13 protein-coding genes are annotated in these 15,893 nt (G+C 52.3%); 3 read left to right on the forward strand and 10 right to left on the reverse strand.

Translation table 11 applies throughout. The annotated features are described in order from the left end of the window. Positions 1 to 540: 540 nt before the first annotated feature. The gene (gene modA / locus ACWHYD_RS11290; RefSeq protein ID WP_447962138.1) at positions 541 to 1,320 is read left to right on the forward strand and encodes a molybdate ABC transporter substrate-binding protein; all 780 of its coding nucleotides are present in this window, start codon (positions 541 to 543) and stop codon (positions 1,318 to 1,320) included. A 658-nt stretch (positions 1,321 to 1,978) separates the two neighbouring features. Here modA and cydB read toward each other — a convergent pair. From cydB to ACWHYD_RS11340, 10 genes are all read right to left on the reverse strand, one after another. Next, positions 1,979 to 3,013 (reverse strand): cytochrome d ubiquinol oxidase subunit II, encoded by a 1,035-nt coding sequence (gene cydB / locus ACWHYD_RS11295; protein WP_447962139.1) that lies wholly within the window; start codon positions 3,011 to 3,013, stop codon positions 1,979 to 1,981. A gap of 12 nt (positions 3,014 to 3,025) precedes the next feature. Then, positions 3,026 to 4,369: a cytochrome ubiquinol oxidase subunit I gene (locus ACWHYD_RS11300; protein WP_447962140.1), complete on the reverse strand. Its 1,344-nt coding sequence runs from the start codon at positions 4,367 to 4,369 to the stop codon at positions 3,026 to 3,028. A 326-nt stretch (positions 4,370 to 4,695) separates the two neighbouring features. Beyond that, positions 4,696 to 6,285 (reverse strand): efflux transporter outer membrane subunit, encoded by a 1,590-nt coding sequence (locus ACWHYD_RS11305; protein WP_447962141.1) that lies wholly within the window; start codon positions 6,283 to 6,285, stop codon positions 4,696 to 4,698. A gap of 47 nt (positions 6,286 to 6,332) precedes the next feature. Continuing rightward, positions 6,333 to 7,583, reverse strand: a complete 1,251-nt coding sequence (locus ACWHYD_RS11310; RefSeq protein WP_447962142.1) for an efflux RND transporter periplasmic adaptor subunit — start codon at positions 7,581 to 7,583, stop codon at positions 6,333 to 6,335. Continuing rightward, on the reverse strand, positions 7,576 to 10,755 hold the full coding sequence (locus ACWHYD_RS11315) for an efflux RND transporter permease subunit (protein WP_447962143.1): 3,180 nt from the start codon (positions 10,753 to 10,755) through the stop codon (positions 7,576 to 7,578). The genes ACWHYD_RS11310 and ACWHYD_RS11315 overlap by 8 nt, the downstream gene beginning before the upstream one ends. 461 nt (positions 10,756 to 11,216) lie before the next feature. After that, positions 11,217 to 12,623 carry a Si-specific NAD(P)(+) transhydrogenase gene (gene sthA, locus ACWHYD_RS11320; protein ID WP_447962144.1) on the reverse strand — a complete coding sequence of 469 codons (1,407 nt, stop codon included), beginning with the start codon at positions 12,621 to 12,623 and terminating at the stop codon, positions 11,217 to 11,219. 278 nt (positions 12,624 to 12,901) lie between these two features. Further along, complete coding sequence (locus ACWHYD_RS11325) at positions 12,902 to 13,414, reverse strand: hypothetical protein (RefSeq protein ID WP_447962145.1); 513 nt, start codon at positions 13,412 to 13,414, stop codon at positions 12,902 to 12,904. Then, positions 13,411 to 13,887 (reverse strand): hypothetical protein, encoded by a 477-nt coding sequence (locus ACWHYD_RS11330; protein ID WP_447962146.1) that lies wholly within the window; start codon positions 13,885 to 13,887, stop codon positions 13,411 to 13,413. Before ACWHYD_RS11330 ends, ACWHYD_RS11325 begins: the two co-directional genes overlap by 4 nt. 108 nt (positions 13,888 to 13,995) lie before the next feature. Then, positions 13,996 to 14,187, reverse strand: coding sequence for a hypothetical protein (locus ACWHYD_RS11335; protein WP_447962147.1), 192 nt, complete (start codon positions 14,185 to 14,187; stop codon positions 13,996 to 13,998). Between the two features lie 236 nt (positions 14,188 to 14,423). Further along, the gene (locus ACWHYD_RS11340) at positions 14,424 to 14,621 is read right to left on the reverse strand and encodes a hypothetical protein (RefSeq protein WP_447962148.1); all 198 of its coding nucleotides are present in this window, start codon (positions 14,619 to 14,621) and stop codon (positions 14,424 to 14,426) included. A gap of 479 nt (positions 14,622 to 15,100) precedes the next feature. Here ACWHYD_RS11340 and ACWHYD_RS11345 point away from each other — a divergent pair, with 479 nt between their 5' ends. Both ACWHYD_RS11345 and ACWHYD_RS11350 read left to right on the forward strand, forming a co-directional pair. Continuing rightward, the gene (locus tag ACWHYD_RS11345) at positions 15,101 to 15,424 is read left to right on the forward strand and encodes a hypothetical protein (protein ID WP_447962149.1); all 324 of its coding nucleotides are present in this window, start codon (positions 15,101 to 15,103) and stop codon (positions 15,422 to 15,424) included. Continuing rightward, entirely contained in the window at positions 15,421 to 15,861 is a 441-nt protein-coding gene (locus ACWHYD_RS11350) for a hypothetical protein (RefSeq protein WP_447962150.1), read from the forward strand. Before ACWHYD_RS11345 ends, ACWHYD_RS11350 begins: the two co-directional genes overlap by 4 nt. Positions 15,862 to 15,893: the final 32 nt, after the last annotated feature.

Genomic DNA, 15,893 nt, shown 5'->3' on the forward strand with positions numbered 1-15,893 from the left:
TCATTGGTTTCTGTGATCGTAGGATCATTCCCTGTGCAAAACGTCTTCCCTAGCGATTAGCAGGAGCTAGCAAAATCCCTACCAAATTAAATGCGCTCCACTTTTCAGTACGCCATGGCAGGATGTGAGCGGGTTATTGGCTCCGTGTCGTAGACCTCAGATCTACGTTGAACGTGTTGAACGTCAAAGTTTAAAGATTGTGGTGTGGATTTCTGCACTGAGCGTACCGTGCGTTATCTCACAATTTGGCAAGACGTTGGGATCAGACAATGGGAGAAGAAATCACGAGGAATTCGTCAGAATGCTTAAGTTGTCAAGGCTTTCTTTGTTCCATAATATGTTTCGCGTAAGGGGTATTAATTTTGCACTAAATCTCATTTAGTTTATGCGCCTCTTCAGCGGTCATCAAAGAAGGAATCGATGGGCATGGTAACGGACTCAGATGTTCTGCTGAGACATCATTTATTCAATCTACCGGTAAGACCCTCTAACGAGAGAGTCGGAAAGTTGAGCATCATGAGAGGAATTCGGAAACTTGGTATGGCGATAACGCTGGTAGTTGGCATCCTCGGTATCGTGGCAACCGGAGAGCCTGTTCAGGCTGAAGCTCTGACCATTGGGGCCGCGCCAAGCTTGAGGTCGGCACTACGGGAAATTGTGCCGATGTTCGAGAAAGAATATGATGCGGCCGTAAAGGTCGTGTACGGTCCGTCACAAACATTCCGGCGGCAAATTGAAAAGGGAGCTCCGATCGATGTGTTTCTCCCTGCGGCAGTTGGGGAAGTCGAAAAACTGCAAAAGAAGAAACTGACTCTCAATGGAGGACCTCGGGTCTACGCACAAACCTCTCTCGTACTCGTCATGTCAGCGAGCTCACACGTATTGCCGATCTCCTTTCGTGAGGCGCTGCCCAATGGAGCGATCCGCATGGCCCTTGGCGATCCGAAAACGTCGTCATTGGGAGAAATCACGGCACAGGCACTCGCCAAGGTTGATCCCGCCTATAAGAGCCGATTCAAGCTAGTCCATGCGGCGCATGCTGAGGATATCGTGGACCTGATTCACACAGGGAAGGCGGACATGGGCATCATCTATCGCGTGGATGCGATCAACAACGCAAGCGTGCGCATCATTGATGAAAATCCTGCCGGAATGCATATACCGGTTCTGTTCGGGGAAGCGGTCGTGTCGACTTGCCGAGAGGCATCCCTGAATGTCGCGGAGGAGTTTTTTGATTTCATCATGAGTCCTCGCATACAAAAACTCCTGGTCAAATATGGCTTTGATCATGGCTTTGATTCCGTGTCATCGAATGGATGACGAGGGGAGAAAGAATTGAGCGTATGCCCTAAAGGCCAGTTTAGGGGATGCTGAAGAAGAGCCCTGAGCCTGTTACACCATTCTCCCCTCTCGTCGCGATGGTGGGTTATCCGACGCCTGCTTCGCAGAAAACGTACTTTATGTTCATCGAAGGAAAAAAGAAAGTTCGCTTTGACCCAGAAACCAGAGTACTTCTGCTACTCCGTTTAATATAAGCGGATTCATCGGGGCTCTGGAAGCCTGTGGACTTTCGTCAAGACTTAGATTGAATACAGAGGCAGCACAGGCGGGACAGGCAGCGGTATGCTAATCGGGAAGCGTGTTGCCTTGGAAATTACGATTCGTCATTCTCTCAGGCCGTCGAAACTGTGTGGCCTCATGACTCATGTCATTCTCGGGCAGGAAGCAGTGTCTGCCGGTCATAGCGCAACACATCACCAATTCGCTCAATGATGAGGTCTACCGTTGAAAAGTTCGGAGTACTTGGAGATCCCCCGCCTACTACTGTCCTACACATGGAATCACATTTGGAGATATGGTCCTCCAGGTATGGCGGACCTTCGAAGAACCGGTATGTGGCGACTCCTGGTTCAGAGACTGATGATAGAGGGACCCTGATCGCGAGTCCGGGGAAAGGGATCATACAGAACAGAAAAATTTATTCTGCGTCAATCTTGACCTTTCCCCAGAAGGCCTGATGTGCACAGGCTTGATAGACAAGTAGCAGAATGAATCCAACGAGAAACCACCAAAGGCCGATCTGCATGCCATAGACGCCGGCGGTGGCGTTGGTCACGGTCAAGCTGTTCGCCGGCTCACTCGTCGCAATCAGGATGTTCGGGTATGACCCCCAGGCTGTGCTGGCCAGCATGGTCAGAATCAAGAGACTCGTTGCGGAAAATGCTCCCGCATCCCATTCACGCCTTCGTATTTCAAGAGCCAACAACAATGTCACCATGGTGAGAACAGGAAAGACATACCCCATAGGATGGGCGGCATAGTTGAGAAAGAATAAGGGTTGGACAAAGGGAACGGCGGTCAGGGCAAGAACGACCAGAATTACCACGGCCGATCCGGTCAGCCAGGCAGCACGTCGCGCCCGTTTTCGCAACTCGCCCTCCGTTTTCATCGCCAGGAAATTGGCGCCGTGCATGGCGAGGATCGCCGCGCTTGTGGCTCCGATGAGAATGGTAAACCAATCCAGTATCCCCGGCTCCGGTCCTGTCATGAGATTTGTCCAGAGCGCCACGAAGAAATAGCCTTCAGGATTCAAGGGCACGCCGCGAATGAGGTTACCCAGGGCCACACCGAACACGATAGCCAGGAGAAGGCTCGCCCCAGCAAATGCCACATCCCAAAACTGCCGCCACAGGGGATGATTCACGTGCGACCGGAGTTCGAGCGCGAGTCCACGGGCAATCAGCAGCCACAAAACCAGATGCAAGGCCAGATAGAAACCACTGAACCCAGCCGAATAGGCCTTGGGAAACGCAAAAAATAACAGACCACCCGCAGCAATCAGCCACACTTCGTTGCCGTTCCAAATAGGGCCGATGGCGGCCAACGCCGCACGCCGGTCCGTTTCATTTTTCGCCACGAAGCCATAGACGATGCCCAGGCCGAAGTCAAAGCCGTCAAGGACAACATAGACCGCCAGCATGAACGTGACGGCAACATACCAGAAGGTTTCCATTTGTACCGGTTCCTACGGGTTCGCAGACTTAGGAATAGAACTTTCCGGGCCATGCCTGATTATATCAGCGATCAGGAATAAGAAGAGTAATCCCAATACGAGATAGATTCCGAGATATCCGAGTAATGTAAACAGTGCATTCCCTGAATGGACCAGCGGTGAGACACCGTCAGCCGTGCGGAGCAGACCATACACCAGCCAGGGTTGGCGGCCGAGTTCGGCGGTCATCCAGCCGGCCGTGGTGGCGAGATAAGGAAACGGGGCGGCAAGCATGAGCAGCCAGAGCAACCAGTTCGCGGTAAACAATCGTCCCCGCCAAAGCCAGAGCAGCGCCAGTCCCATAACCGATACGAGTATGGTTCCAAGCCCGGCCATCACATGGTAGGCATAATAAAGCAGCGCCACATTGTCCGGCCACTCTGAACGTGGAAAGGCATCGAGTCCTTTTACCTCGGCATAGAGTTCGTCAAAGAGCACAATACTCAACGCATCAGGCACCACGAGTGGATTGTCGATTGTCATGGTTTCGATGTTCGGCTGACCGATGAGCACCATACCCGCGCCGCGCTCGGTCTTGAAGAGCCCTTCGAAGGCGGCGCCTTTGACCGGTTGGTGTTCAAACACCTGCCGGGCATTTTCGTGGCCGGTCGGAAAGATCATCAGGGCGGTGGCGATGGCCCCCGCTACCACGCCGGTGCGGAGGAACGTCTTTGCCTCCTTCACATGCAACCCGGACAGGAGATAGAACGAACCGAGCGCCGCCATGACGAATGAGGCCGTGACGACGGCGGCCGTCATATTGTGGGCGAATTGCCAGAACAGCCAGGGATTCGTGAGCAGGCCTGAAAGACTGTCGACGAACAACCGTCCATCCGGGGCCACCGTATAGGCGACCGGATGTTGCATCCAGGAGTTTGTTGCCAGAATAAAATAGCCGGAAAGCCAGGACCCGAGAAAGAGCATCAGCGATGCGGCCCATTGCACCCGCCGGCTGAATCGCCCTTCGCCGAACAGCATGATGCCGAGAAACGACGATTCCAGAAAAAACGCAAACAGGCCTTCCATCGCGAGTGTCTGGCCGATCACTCCGCCGGCGAAGTTGGAGAATTTCGCCCAATTGGTGCCGAACTGGAATTCCAATGGAATACCGGTCACGACACCAAAGGCAAAACTCAAGGCGAAGATCTTTGTCCAGAACCGAGCGATCTGATGATAATGCTCGTCACCGGAAACGAGTGCACGGCTCCTCAGATAAAGGAGGAGCAAGGCCAGCCCGATCGTCAATTGGGGAAAGAGATAATGAAACGTGACAGTGAAGGCAAATTGTAGACGGTCGTAAAGTAGCGCACTGGCCATAAAATTCCTTTAAACTGAACCGTGACGCCTCGGAACGGGAACCGGCCGGCTGAAAAACGTCTTCTAGGAGTCTGGTCTCTCCCTTATCTGTGTTGTCATCGTAACAGATCCGGCAGGTGGAGTGGAGCGTCCGGGAGGGGTGGCCCGGAAACCACCCCCTATACGCAAACAGCTTGCCAAACATGTTCGGACCTTGTGCGGGAAAATATCGGACATGGCCACGATTTTCCGATAGCTCATTGTTTATTCGAATCTTCCAAAGAAAGGGACGTTCAATGCGGCCATGGCTCTCCAATATAGCCGAGTCAACACGGGTTGAATGCCGGTTAAGGAATGGAAGGTGTGGTCAAATCATTATTCACCGAGTTATTGTCCGCGTTGACATCGATTCCCCCGGCGGGTGGGGGTTTGTCAAGATCAACATATTGGAACGTATCGAAGGGCTGGATCTGTTCATCGGCGGGCAATTGATTGCGGTTCCAGCCCCCGCCCAGCGCACGAATGAGGGCTACCGAAGATTTCAGCAGGTCGGCCTTGATTACCACAGCGTCGATACGCGCCGCTAGCGTGTTGACCTCGGCGTAAATGAGCTCAAGGCTGGAGGCCAGTCCGCCAAAGTAGAGGCTAGAGGTCAGGTCTTGCGTTTTGAGAAAGGCCCCGACGGCCGCGTCTTGTCGTTTGGCTGCAGTGGTGAGCTGGTTGGTCAGGCTCAAATTGTTTTCGACTTCGCGAAAGGCGTTGAGCACTGTCGAGCGGTATCGGTCTTCCGTCTCGCGATAAACGGACCAGGACTGCTGCAATTGGGCGCGACGAAATCCACCCTGGAAGAGCGGTAGCTCAATGGCGGACCCATAGGACCAGAAACTATTGGCCATCTTGATCAGATCGAAGCCCGAGTCTTCGAACCCCCCGCCGGCAAGAAACGTCACATTAGGATAAAAGGCGGCGCGAGCGATGCCGATTGCGCGATTGGCCTGGGCCATCCGGCGCTCCATCCGAGCGATATCGGGTCGTCGTTCCAGCAAGGTGGAGGGAATGGTTTTCGGGATCGTGAAATTTTCCACACGAAGGTCGGCGACCGGGTCGATCGTGAAACTAGCCGGCGCCCTATTGAGAAGAATGGCGATCGCCTGCTCCGTCACCTGGCGCTGGCCTCGAACCTCGGCTTCTTTCGTCTGAGTGCTGAACAGCAGCGATTCGACACGGGCAATGTCAAGTTGTGACGCGATTCCGACGGTGTACTGGTTCGTGATCAGTTCCAGCGAGCCCTTATAGAGGTCGATTGATTTGGTATAAATCGCAAGCTGCGCGTCGAAGCCGCGAAGCGTGAAATAGTTTGCCGCAATTTCCGCCTGTAAACTGAGCCGCGCAAGCCCATATTCAGCGGCACGTTCTTCGGCCCGGTACATCTCTATACGCGTGGCGTTCCGGATCGCCGACCAGAAATCGGGTTCCCATGATGCAATCCCTCCAATAGAGACCGTCGATGCGGTGTCCGAAATATCGGGATCGCGAAACAGATGATTGTCGGATTGCCGATTGCGGGAGGTGCCGAATCCCAGGCCCACTTGAGGGATGCGACGTGACCGGGCTTTCATCATCATATCGCGAGCCTGGACGAACCGCTCAGCGGCCGCCTGCAAATCAGGATTGGCCACCATGGCCTGCTCTTCAAGCGTATTCAATACCGGATCGTTATACAGCGTCCACCAGTCCCGTCGTAATTCACCATCCGATGGTTTTGCTTCGACGAAGGGACTGGCACCATGCCATGAAACGGGGACGACAAATTCGGCCGGTTGATAGTCCGGCGCCAGATCAACGTGAGGCAAGCATGCCGATAAATTGAGCACAAGGAGTAGGAAACTGCTGCGCCAGGCACAAGCCCGAAAGATGCGTGATCCTTCTAGTCTCATATGTAAGCGCTCGCCCATTGAGTGTATAGGGATGATCATGGTGGAAATTATTCCGTTGAGGCCGCCGCCTCCGTTGGCGCAGGATTGTCCATCGGCACAGAAACCTCCTTTGCCGCAGGGCCATCGGTGTTGAGGCGGTCATAACCAGCTGCTGGTGTGACGATGCGCACTTTTTCGTTTTCGAGCAATGCCGCACTGGGATTATTCACAATGCGGTCGGTGGAGGTAATCCCCTCTGTGACCTCAACCGTGGCGTCGAGGATTTTTCCCACGGCGATCGATTTAAAGTGAATGCGATCCTCATCCGTCAACACGGCTACTTCGGTGCCATTCTCCTGGAACACCATCGCGCTGGTTGGAATTGTGAGAAAATCCGAATGAACAGGCGTCGTGAGACTTACCTTGGCATATGAGCCAGGCCAGAGAGCCCTATCTTCGTTGTCAAGCACGAATTCGGTAACAGCGGTGCGTGTGCTCACATTGAATCCACCTGCCACGGTAAGGAATTTGGCAGTAAAACGACGACTGGGTAATTGCGGCACGGTTACTTCAGCAGTCAGACCTGGTTTGAGGAATGCACCAAAAGATTCCGGCACAGAGATAAAGAGGCGCACCTTGCTGACGTCGGCGACAGTAAAGAGGTTGCTGATCGCAGTGGGAGAACTGATCGTGCCTTCTTTATTAACATAGTCACCGACATTGATGTTGCGATCAATCACCACACCATCGAAGGGCGCCACGATGGTCTTAAACCGAATCAGCGCCTCAAAATTTTTGACATTCTGCTCCGCTGCATTGACCCTTGCCGCTTGGGCGTTCGCCTCTGCCACTTTTACTGAAATCGACTGTTCGGAGACGGAATGTTTTTGGCGGAGCGCCAGATAACGTTTTGCTGTCAATTTGGCAAGACCATATAAGGCGCGCTCGGACGCCAGATCCGCCTTGGCCTGCCGATATTGAGCGTCAAGAGCCGGCGCGTTGATTTTGGCCAGAATGTCGCCTTTCTTCACCTTCGCTCCGTAATCCGTGTACCACATTTTCACATAGCCCGAGACCTGCGCGTAGATCGGCGCCTCAAACCAACCTTGAATATTGCCTGGTAGAGTAATGGTCTGGGTTGGTGGTAAGGGTTTGGGATTGATGATGGCCACGATTGGAACGGCGTCTGCAAGTGTCTCCTCGCGCAGCGTAGCGGCGCCGCTGTTGTGTGCATAGATTCGATAGACCATGTATAGAAGGCTCAGCAGAATTGCGAAGATCACAAGGCCTCTTCCACGCAGGATCTTCATATTATCCATGGTCCTTTTGGCGAGCCCCTCGCCTGTTGTAGATGATGGCATACACGCAAGGCACGAAAAACAAGGTGAACACGGTCGCGACAATCAGACCGCCGATGACAGCCCGACCCAACGGCGCATTGGGGGAATTGCCCATCGACATCGGCAACATGCCGATGATCATGGCCGATGCCGTCATCAGCACCGGACGGATACGGGCTTTCCCGGCTTCGACAGCCGCCAGCATCGCGTCTCCGTGCATTTCGAGCCGTTCGCGGGCGTAAGATACGATAAGAATCGAATTGGCGGTTGCTGTGCCCATCGTCATAATGGCCCCCGTCAGCGCAGGCACGGAAATATTCGTATGGGTCAGGAATAATGCCCATGCAATACCCGCCAAAGCCCCGGGCAATGCGGTAATAATGATAAAGGGGTCCAGCCAGGATTGAAAGTTGACAACGATCAGGAGATACACCAGCACGACGGCAAAGATGAGACCGACAATCAACTCGACATACGCCTCATACATGGTTTCGGCCTGCCCATGAATTTCAAGTGCTGCACTGCGTGGCAACTCATCCTCCAGATTTTTGGCAGTCTTCTCGACATCCGCCAGAACACCTCCGAGATCGCGCCCTTCGGCAGACACGTAGATATTAAACAGCGGCATAATGTTCGCGTGCGAAATCAGGCCTGGCGTTCCAATCATTGAATGCGTCGTCACATTGCCGAGTAGTTGTACGTCATCTTGCGACGAGTCGAGATTGTTCTGATCGACAGGGACCGTCAAGAGATTTTTGATGCTCGTGAGCTGAGGCTGGGGCGTATAAATGTTGATCTGATAGGAGATACCCGTTTTGTGATTAAGCCAATATTGCTGGTCAATCTGTTGACTACCCGAGGTGGACAGCAGCAGATTGTCGGCGATTTCCCCCTCGCTCAGGTTTGTGCCGAGACCGAACGTGCGTTGGCCTTCAACGAAAAGGGTCGGCGTGCGCATCGTCTGCTGTATCGTCACGTCCCTGGCGCCGGGAATCTTGCGAAGCTCTCCTGCCAATTTTCGTGCGAACTCGTAGTTGGCGTACATCTCCATCCCATTAATCTGCACATCGATCGGCGCAGGCGAGCCAAAATTGAGAATTTTGGCGGTCAGATCAGCCGGCTGAAATGTGAATTCGGTTCCCGGATACCGCTCACTGAGACCTTTGCGGAGAATACGCCGATAGTCCCAAACCGGTGACTTTTCATTTTTCAGGTCGATCGTCAGGTCGCAATCCTGCGACCCGATCGTCGGCGTCGGAATAAAAGCGAGATTATGCGGTCCGACCGGCAGGCCGCAATTGCTGACGACCCCTTCAACCTGCCCGGGAAGCATTTGCGCGATGTCTTTCGAAACAAGGGAACTGAGACGGCTGGAGACCTCAATACGCGTACCAAGCGGTGCCCTCATATGCATTTGCATCGTCCCCGACTTGACCTCAGGGAAGAAATCCCGCCCGTTGATGAAAAACAGGCTAAGGGAGGCAAGCGCGAGGGCGAGAGAGATGGCGACGAAGGTGCGACGATGGAGGATTACCTGTTCGAGACGGGCATTATAGCGCTCACGGAACCGGTCAAATCCGCGTTCGAAACCCTGCTGGAAGCGGACGAAGAAGCTTTGGGGTTTTGCCGGTTCGCCTCCTCCCCCAGCTTCAGTGGCCTGCGGCGCGTGGTGATCCGCGAGGATATATTTTGCCATGGTTGGCACCAGCGTACGCGACAAGATGAACGATGAGAGCATGGCGAAAATGACCGCCTTTGCCATTGGTGCAAACAGCCAGCCGGATACGCCGCTGAGTTCAAAGAGCGGGAGCCAGACGATCGCGATGCTTAACGTTGCCACCAACGTTGGGACGATAATCTGGTTGGCGGCGTCCACAATCGCCTCCTCAAGGGGTTTGCCCATGGCAATATGTGTATCGATATTCTCAATCATCACCGTCGCGTCGTCGACGAGGATGCCGACGGCCAGAGCCAATCCGCCTAACGTCATGAGATTCAGCGACTCTCCTGCTAAGTTTAAGCAGATGAGTGCGGACAGGATGGAGAGCGGGATCGAGGTGGCGATAATCACCGTCGGCCGCCATGAGCCCAGCAACATCAGGACGATGAGAGCCACCAGCGCGGAAGCCGTCGCCATTTCTTTCACCACATCTGCGATCGATTCCTTCACGAACAGCGAGGCGTCGTTGAGAATTTTTACCTCTACGCCCTTGGGCACGATCTTTTCAATGCGAGGAATCGCCTTCTTGACCCCATCGACCACCTCCAACGTCGAAGCCTCCCCGCTCTTCATGACGACGAGGGTGACGGCCTGTTTGCCTTCCACCAGCACGGCATTCGTTTGTGGGGGGCCGGCGAGGGTCACGTTGGCCACATCACGCATATAAATGAAGGCATTTCCCTCTCTCTTGATCGGAATATCGTTAAAATCCTCGACCTGCAACGGCATCGCGTTTGTCTGGACCATCCAGTCGGTGGCCTTAATCTTTTGGTCGCCCGCCGGCAGCACTTTGTTCTGCCTGTCGAAAGCATGGAAAATATCTGCTGGGGTAAGGTTACGGGCGAGTAATTTCTGCTGATCAAGCGAGACCAGAAGCTGTTTCGGTTGTCCCCCATATGGATGAGGCAAGATGGCCCCGGGAATCGTCACAAGAAGGGGACGTATTTGGGTAAAGGCAAGGTTATAGAGTTCTGCGGGTGTCAATGTGTCTGAGGTGACCTGCAGCATCGCGACCGGCACGGAGGACGCTTCCAGACGCATGATCATTGGTGGGGAAATATCTGGTGGCAGCGCTTTCACGACAGTCTGCGCAATCGCCGCAACCTCGGCTTCGGCCCCGGCAAGGTTGACTCCCTCCTGAAGAAAAATATTAATGATGCTGATGCCGAAATAGGACTTGCTGTCAATCTTCTTGATGCCCTCGACGGTCGAGGTCAAGGCCCGTTCAAAGTAAAAGGTGATACGACCGGACACATCACTCGGCAGCAAGCCTGCATAGGACCAGACGACGGAGATGACGGGAATCCTGATATTCGGAAAGACATCGGTCGGCGTTTGGAGCACCGACTTGGTCCCGAATATCACGATTAAGATGGCAAGAACGACGAAGGTTAAAGGCCTTCGGAGGGCAATAAGGACAAGTTGGTTCATGCGTACACTCTATTAAAAGCCTTTCAATTTTTCATCATTGATGCTTTGCTGACCCAAGAGAGATACCATCTTCCAACCAAAACACCTCCTCTCGCGTCCTCTAGGGAAATAATAAACAGGGAAATACTTATCAAATTGAATTAGCGAATAGCAAAATACCTAACAAATTGGATGGCCTCGACATCCGCCTGAGCCTTGGCAAGATGCGCACACGATATGTGTGTCAAGTCGTAGCCATCTCATCCTTTAGAGAGTTTTGAACCGCCAATCATGAAGAATTCGGAGCGGCGGCTTAGGCTGTTGGACAGGAAATGTGAGAGAAATCTTCAGTCGGGTGAAAATGTGGGATTTAAAAGGTTTTCCTGATTCCTTTTTCAGGAATCATAAAAAAGGCATTGATCTTGCTTTGGTGGATTTTCTGAATATCATTGTCGACTTCAATTTCTGGTCGACTCAAGACCCTAACCTATTTGTGAAAGTTTATTAAAGGCATTTAAGGCGGCCACCTTGTAACATTCGGCCAGTGTCGGATAATTGAAGACGCGGTCAAGAAAATAGTCCAGCCCACCCCCTAATTCCAGTACCGCTTGCCCGATATGGATGAGTTCCGTGGCACCCGTACCGATCACATGGACGCCGAGAAGCTTCCGGGTCTCCCGGTGAAACAACATCTTGAGCAAACCATTGTCATCCCCCATAATTTGTCCACGGGCGATTTCCTTATAGCGGGCCACACCGGTTTCATAAGGGATTTTTTTCTCTGTCAGCTCATGTTCATGCGCGCCGATCATAGAAATCTCCGGAATGGCGTAGATGCCGAAGGGAAAGTGGGTATCCATCGCACCGGCACTGACTCCAAAGGCATGGCAAGCCGCCCGTCGGCCCTGCGCGGCAGAGGTTGAGGCGAGACTGGGAAACCCAATCACGTCCCCGGCGGCAAAAATATGGGGGACCTGGGTTCGAAAATCTTGATCAACCGCGAGGCGCCCCCGAGCATCCGCGGTCAAACCCGCTCCAGCCAAATTCAATCGGTCGGTTGCGCCGATTCTCCCGGCGGAATACAAAACCATGTCGGACACGAGGCGCTTCCCGGACTCCAGTTGGATCACCGCTTGTTTGGGCGGGCCTTCAGCGATGGTCAATGCGCCCACGGTTTCTCCCAATCGGAAGGTCACATCCCGGTTTCTCATTTGATGAATGAGTTCCTCAACGATTTCATTGTCGAGGAATTCCAGTAAATGCTCTCGTTTGTCCACCACGGTTACGTCGATTTCGAGTGCGGCAAACATGGAGGCATACTCCATACCGATGACGCCCCCTCCGACAACCACTAATCGTTTGGGCAGAGATGTGAGGTGAGCCATCTCATCACTGGTAACAATGATTTCACCATCCACGCCGGTACCAGGCGGCGGAGCGGCTAGGGTTCCGACGGCAAGCAGAATATTCTCAGCAGTGACCGTTTTCGTTCCCTGTTCTGTGTGAATAATGAGGGTATGGGCATCTGTAAAGGCGGCTTCGCCGGAAATGAGTTCGATATCATTCCTCCAAAGCTGGTCCTCCACGACATCGACTTCCCGGTTGCGGACAAATTGCACACGGGAAAAGAGTTGTTCCGCTGTGGGACGGTGCCGTTCCCGATTTCTTGTCTGTTGGACAAACGGATGGTTGGTAGCCATGAAGGATAACACGGCCTCGCGTAGGGTTTTGCTGGGAATGGTTCCGAGTTCTATGCATACCCCCCCCGCGCACTGCCGACGTTCAACCACTCCCACCCGCTTCCTGAACTTAGCGGCTTGGATCGCAGCCCGTTGGCCTGCCGGGCCGCTGCCGATGCATAAGAGATCAAAATCGAATTGATGACTCATCGGAATCCAAAATATATCAGGCCACAGTTGATGCCATGAAAAAAAATACAATAGGGAGGTTACATGGCATCCTTAATGTGGACATGTAATAGGTAAGAGCCTCAAACTTGTTCACGATATCGCTCCCTCAATGCTACGACAATTATTTTCCAAATTACTGAGTATGATTGTGCCCATATCAACGGGTTGGCAATGCTTTATTTGCCGTTGTTTCTATTCCGGATTGAGCCCCATCAGGGCCAGGAAACTAACATTTCTGGAATTATCTTCTCAAGACATTAGCATTTAGTCTGCGCATAATTCGTATATCGTATAGCGATTCCGGTTAGTGACGTGACAGTATAATTGTAGGGAATCGCCATGCCTCTACCGTAACCCATTCCGTAACCCCAACCAGGATACCCATAACTTCCCATACCCCAGGGTCCTCCCATCATCATGGGGCTTTGGTAGCTGACTCCATGCTCCAAATATTTTTCAGATTTGGTAAACACGACCGCATCACCGCCTAATGAAGCCGCCTTTTTAAGAATATCGGTCTGCTCGGTGGCATAACTGCCCGACCCACTACCTTCCATACTCAATTGTGCAATGTCGATATGAGCACAGGAGGGCTCCCGAATTAAAATTTCAACTTCCTGCCATGAGGCTTTGGGTGGAAACGTCTGGGAAGTGAGAAGAAGCGTGTTGACGGACGTACATCCGGCCATGAATATTCCGGAACCGAGGAGCCCTATGAAAACCAGGTCCCGCCACACAGGCATGTGCTTGGTGGCATGACGTTCGCTCATGGGAGGTACCGCTCAAACATGCGCCCTTCTGTGATCAGGCGGCGTTCTTCGATCGTATCCCGTTGTCGGCGATAGCCTTCAAGGCTCGTCCGGTACTGGCCTTCATGGAGGCGCCAGGCAGCCCTTAACTCATGCGGTTCACCGGAAATTCCCTGCACTTTTCTTAGCATGGTCTCCACAAATCGCAAATGTTCCAGTTGCAGTTCCCATTGTTCCCGGTGCAGTGTCCATCCTTGAAGATCAAGGGCTCGTAATTCCTGAATGACTGGATCATGTGTGACAGGGAGATTCTGCAAAAAATCTATCCGTTTTCTGATGTCATCCAGGTTGATGGTCAACTCTCCAATGTGTCTTTCCACATCACTGAGAATGGAGGGTAAAGGCCGAATTTCCTCGGCAAGCCCAGACTTGGTTCCCATTCCCGTGAAGATCACGGTCAAAACCACCAGAAGCACCCTCAATCTTTTTGCCATAGACATCATGTTTCCTTTCTCTTACCTCCAACAGTGCATTCCCCTATCTATACCGGACAGACCGAACTCTTCCCATTCTGAATCACCTTATCGAATTGCCATAAGGCCCTATACACTCGTCACCGTCATCCCATCGTTCAAAGTTTTTTCATGGGTCCATTGATCACAGAAGCCATTCACTAAAACACCGCAAAGCACCGAATAATTATTACGTTCGGAAAACTGCGTCGATTGGTAGTGCATGGCCCTCAAGCTAAAGGTTTCGATGGGTAGGGGAAGAGACACGACTATGCGCGGCATCCCCATTTCCCCTAATACCGAGACATTGTAGCTTTGGTATCGGGAATGATTGGATTATAGACAAGCCACCCACATTTCAAAATACCAAAGGCCGGAATTTTCCCAACAGCCCCTCGTCCATGCTTCCTCTTCTACGACTGCAGAAATACAACTCATCTACTTCAATGGCCACAGCGAAGGGCATTTCCTCTGCCAAGACCTGAGTTCGCAGACATAGGAAAATCCTTAATGAATCACTAAAGCAAAAGCTGGTCTATTCTTACATTAGCCGTGGCCACACCGTCTTGAGCATGGATAGGCGGCGTTTCAAGATTGCTCAGCCCACCGAGGTGGAAATCGAGTTCACCATTCGTCAGTCCCAATATTTTATTACAAAATGGGCTCCCCCCTACGGAACGTTCCTCGGTATCGGGATCGACCATGGTATTCAACACCGGTTCGCATCTCAATTATTTCAAAGTTTACGGGTTTGCACCTTCTCGAATGGCGTGCAGATCTATGGGAAAAGTCCTGAGGGCTTATACTTTTCCCAGGGAACGATCATTCAAATGGGATTAAGATGCTAAGGCCAGATGACTACAAATTCAACTGCGATCTCCCTTCATGCATGAGAGGAGAATTGTTACCTCGCCAGGTAGATGTGGTGTAATCATCCTAGCTCGATGGTGTAGGCTATCGACAGGCGGCGGTTAGAGCTAAAGCCATAAATATAGATCCAAAACAGAGTATTTCAAGTTTCCCAAAAATTTCCGCTCACAGACATCAGAGAGACGGTGAGATTTTGAGAAACCAGATCATTCACCTTATCTTTCATCCTTTAAGTATGTCAGAATCAGAAAGGGTTCGGTCGCAATCCATCAAAGACTTTTTCATTGATCGGTGAAGTCGTTTTGAGAACGACAAGGAGGACATCATGGAAGTGATCACATTACTCATTGCTGTCGTCGCGTTAGTGATTGCAATTCTGGCGTTTCAGCGAACGGGCGGGGGGATTCGCGATCTCCGTCGTCAAATGGAAGACCTCAGCGAAAAATCCGAACATGCGACAAAAGGAGCTCGCGATATGACCGCCGATGCCCTCAGTCGCCTGGAAACATTTATTCGTGGACAGCAGAAACCGATCCCAACGGAGCAGGAATCCCGGGAAGGGGAACCTCCAAGCACAGAACCGCATACTTCCCCAACGGACCAACAAATCCGGAAAGAGGAACCTCCAAGCACGGAGCAGAAACCATGAAATCATGGGTCATGCCGGCGGCGGTTTTTTTTCTTGGGTTAGGCCTCGGCTTAAGTGGTCCACTGTTAGCCTCCCGGTATCTGGACCCCTATTTTCCAACTTTTTTGAATGAATCCCTGCATCCACTTGAAGGATCGGTGATACACAAACAACGCGAACAGAATCGATTACTGGTCACAATTACCACCCAGAACGGAACCGTTTTAGCAACCTTTCAACAACAGGTTCAGGAAATTGACCTCCTCATCAAAGAGCGTGATTTGGTAACATTGGACGTGAGGCAATATGAACCTTTTGTGAACGACCCCCCGTTGCTTCGGGTCATCAAATACACAGAGATGTCCGCTGCAAATGCCACAAATCCGAATTCGTCCATTCAATCTGACGCTACACAAGAAATCGGCTCAATACATGATCCCATAGGATCTGTCCCTTAAACTAACGAGGCCGGATTAAACGTCAGTTCTCT

Source organism: Nitrospira sp. Ecomares 2.1 (genome assembly GCF_965152585.1).

Coding starts and splice junctions, on each gene's coding strand:
- ACWHYD_RS11335 (WP_447962147.1), bottom strand. CDS start 14,187: ATGCCGCGCATAGTCGTGTCTCTTCCCCTACCCATCGAAACCTTTAGC.
- ACWHYD_RS11300 (WP_447962140.1), bottom strand. CDS start 4,369: ATGGCCAGTGCGCTACTTTACGACCGTCTACAATTTGCCTTCACTGTC.
- ACWHYD_RS11350 (WP_447962150.1), top strand. CDS start 15,421: ATGAAATCATGGGTCATGCCGGCGGCGGTTTTTTTTCTTGGGTTAGGC.
- ACWHYD_RS11330 (WP_447962146.1), bottom strand. CDS start 13,887: ATGGCAAAAAGATTGAGGGTGCTTCTGGTGGTTTTGACCGTGATCTTC.
- ACWHYD_RS11345 (WP_447962149.1), top strand. CDS start 15,101: ATGGAAGTGATCACATTACTCATTGCTGTCGTCGCGTTAGTGATTGCA.
- modA (WP_447962138.1), top strand. CDS start 541: ATGGCGATAACGCTGGTAGTTGGCATCCTCGGTATCGTGGCAACCGGA.
- sthA (WP_447962144.1), bottom strand. CDS start 12,623: ATGAGTCATCAATTCGATTTTGATCTCTTATGCATCGGCAGCGGCCCG.
- ACWHYD_RS11325 (WP_447962145.1), bottom strand. CDS start 13,414: ATGAGCGAACGTCATGCCACCAAGCACATGCCTGTGTGGCGGGACCTG.
- ACWHYD_RS11315 (WP_447962143.1), bottom strand. CDS start 10,755: ATGAACCAACTTGTCCTTATTGCCCTCCGAAGGCCTTTAACCTTCGTC.
- ACWHYD_RS11310 (WP_447962142.1), bottom strand. CDS start 7,583: ATGGATAATATGAAGATCCTGCGTGGAAGAGGCCTTGTGATCTTCGCA.
- ACWHYD_RS11305 (WP_447962141.1), bottom strand. CDS start 6,285: ATGAGACTAGAAGGATCACGCATCTTTCGGGCTTGTGCCTGGCGCAGC.
- cydB (WP_447962139.1), bottom strand. CDS start 3,013: ATGGAAACCTTCTGGTATGTTGCCGTCACGTTCATGCTGGCGGTCTAT.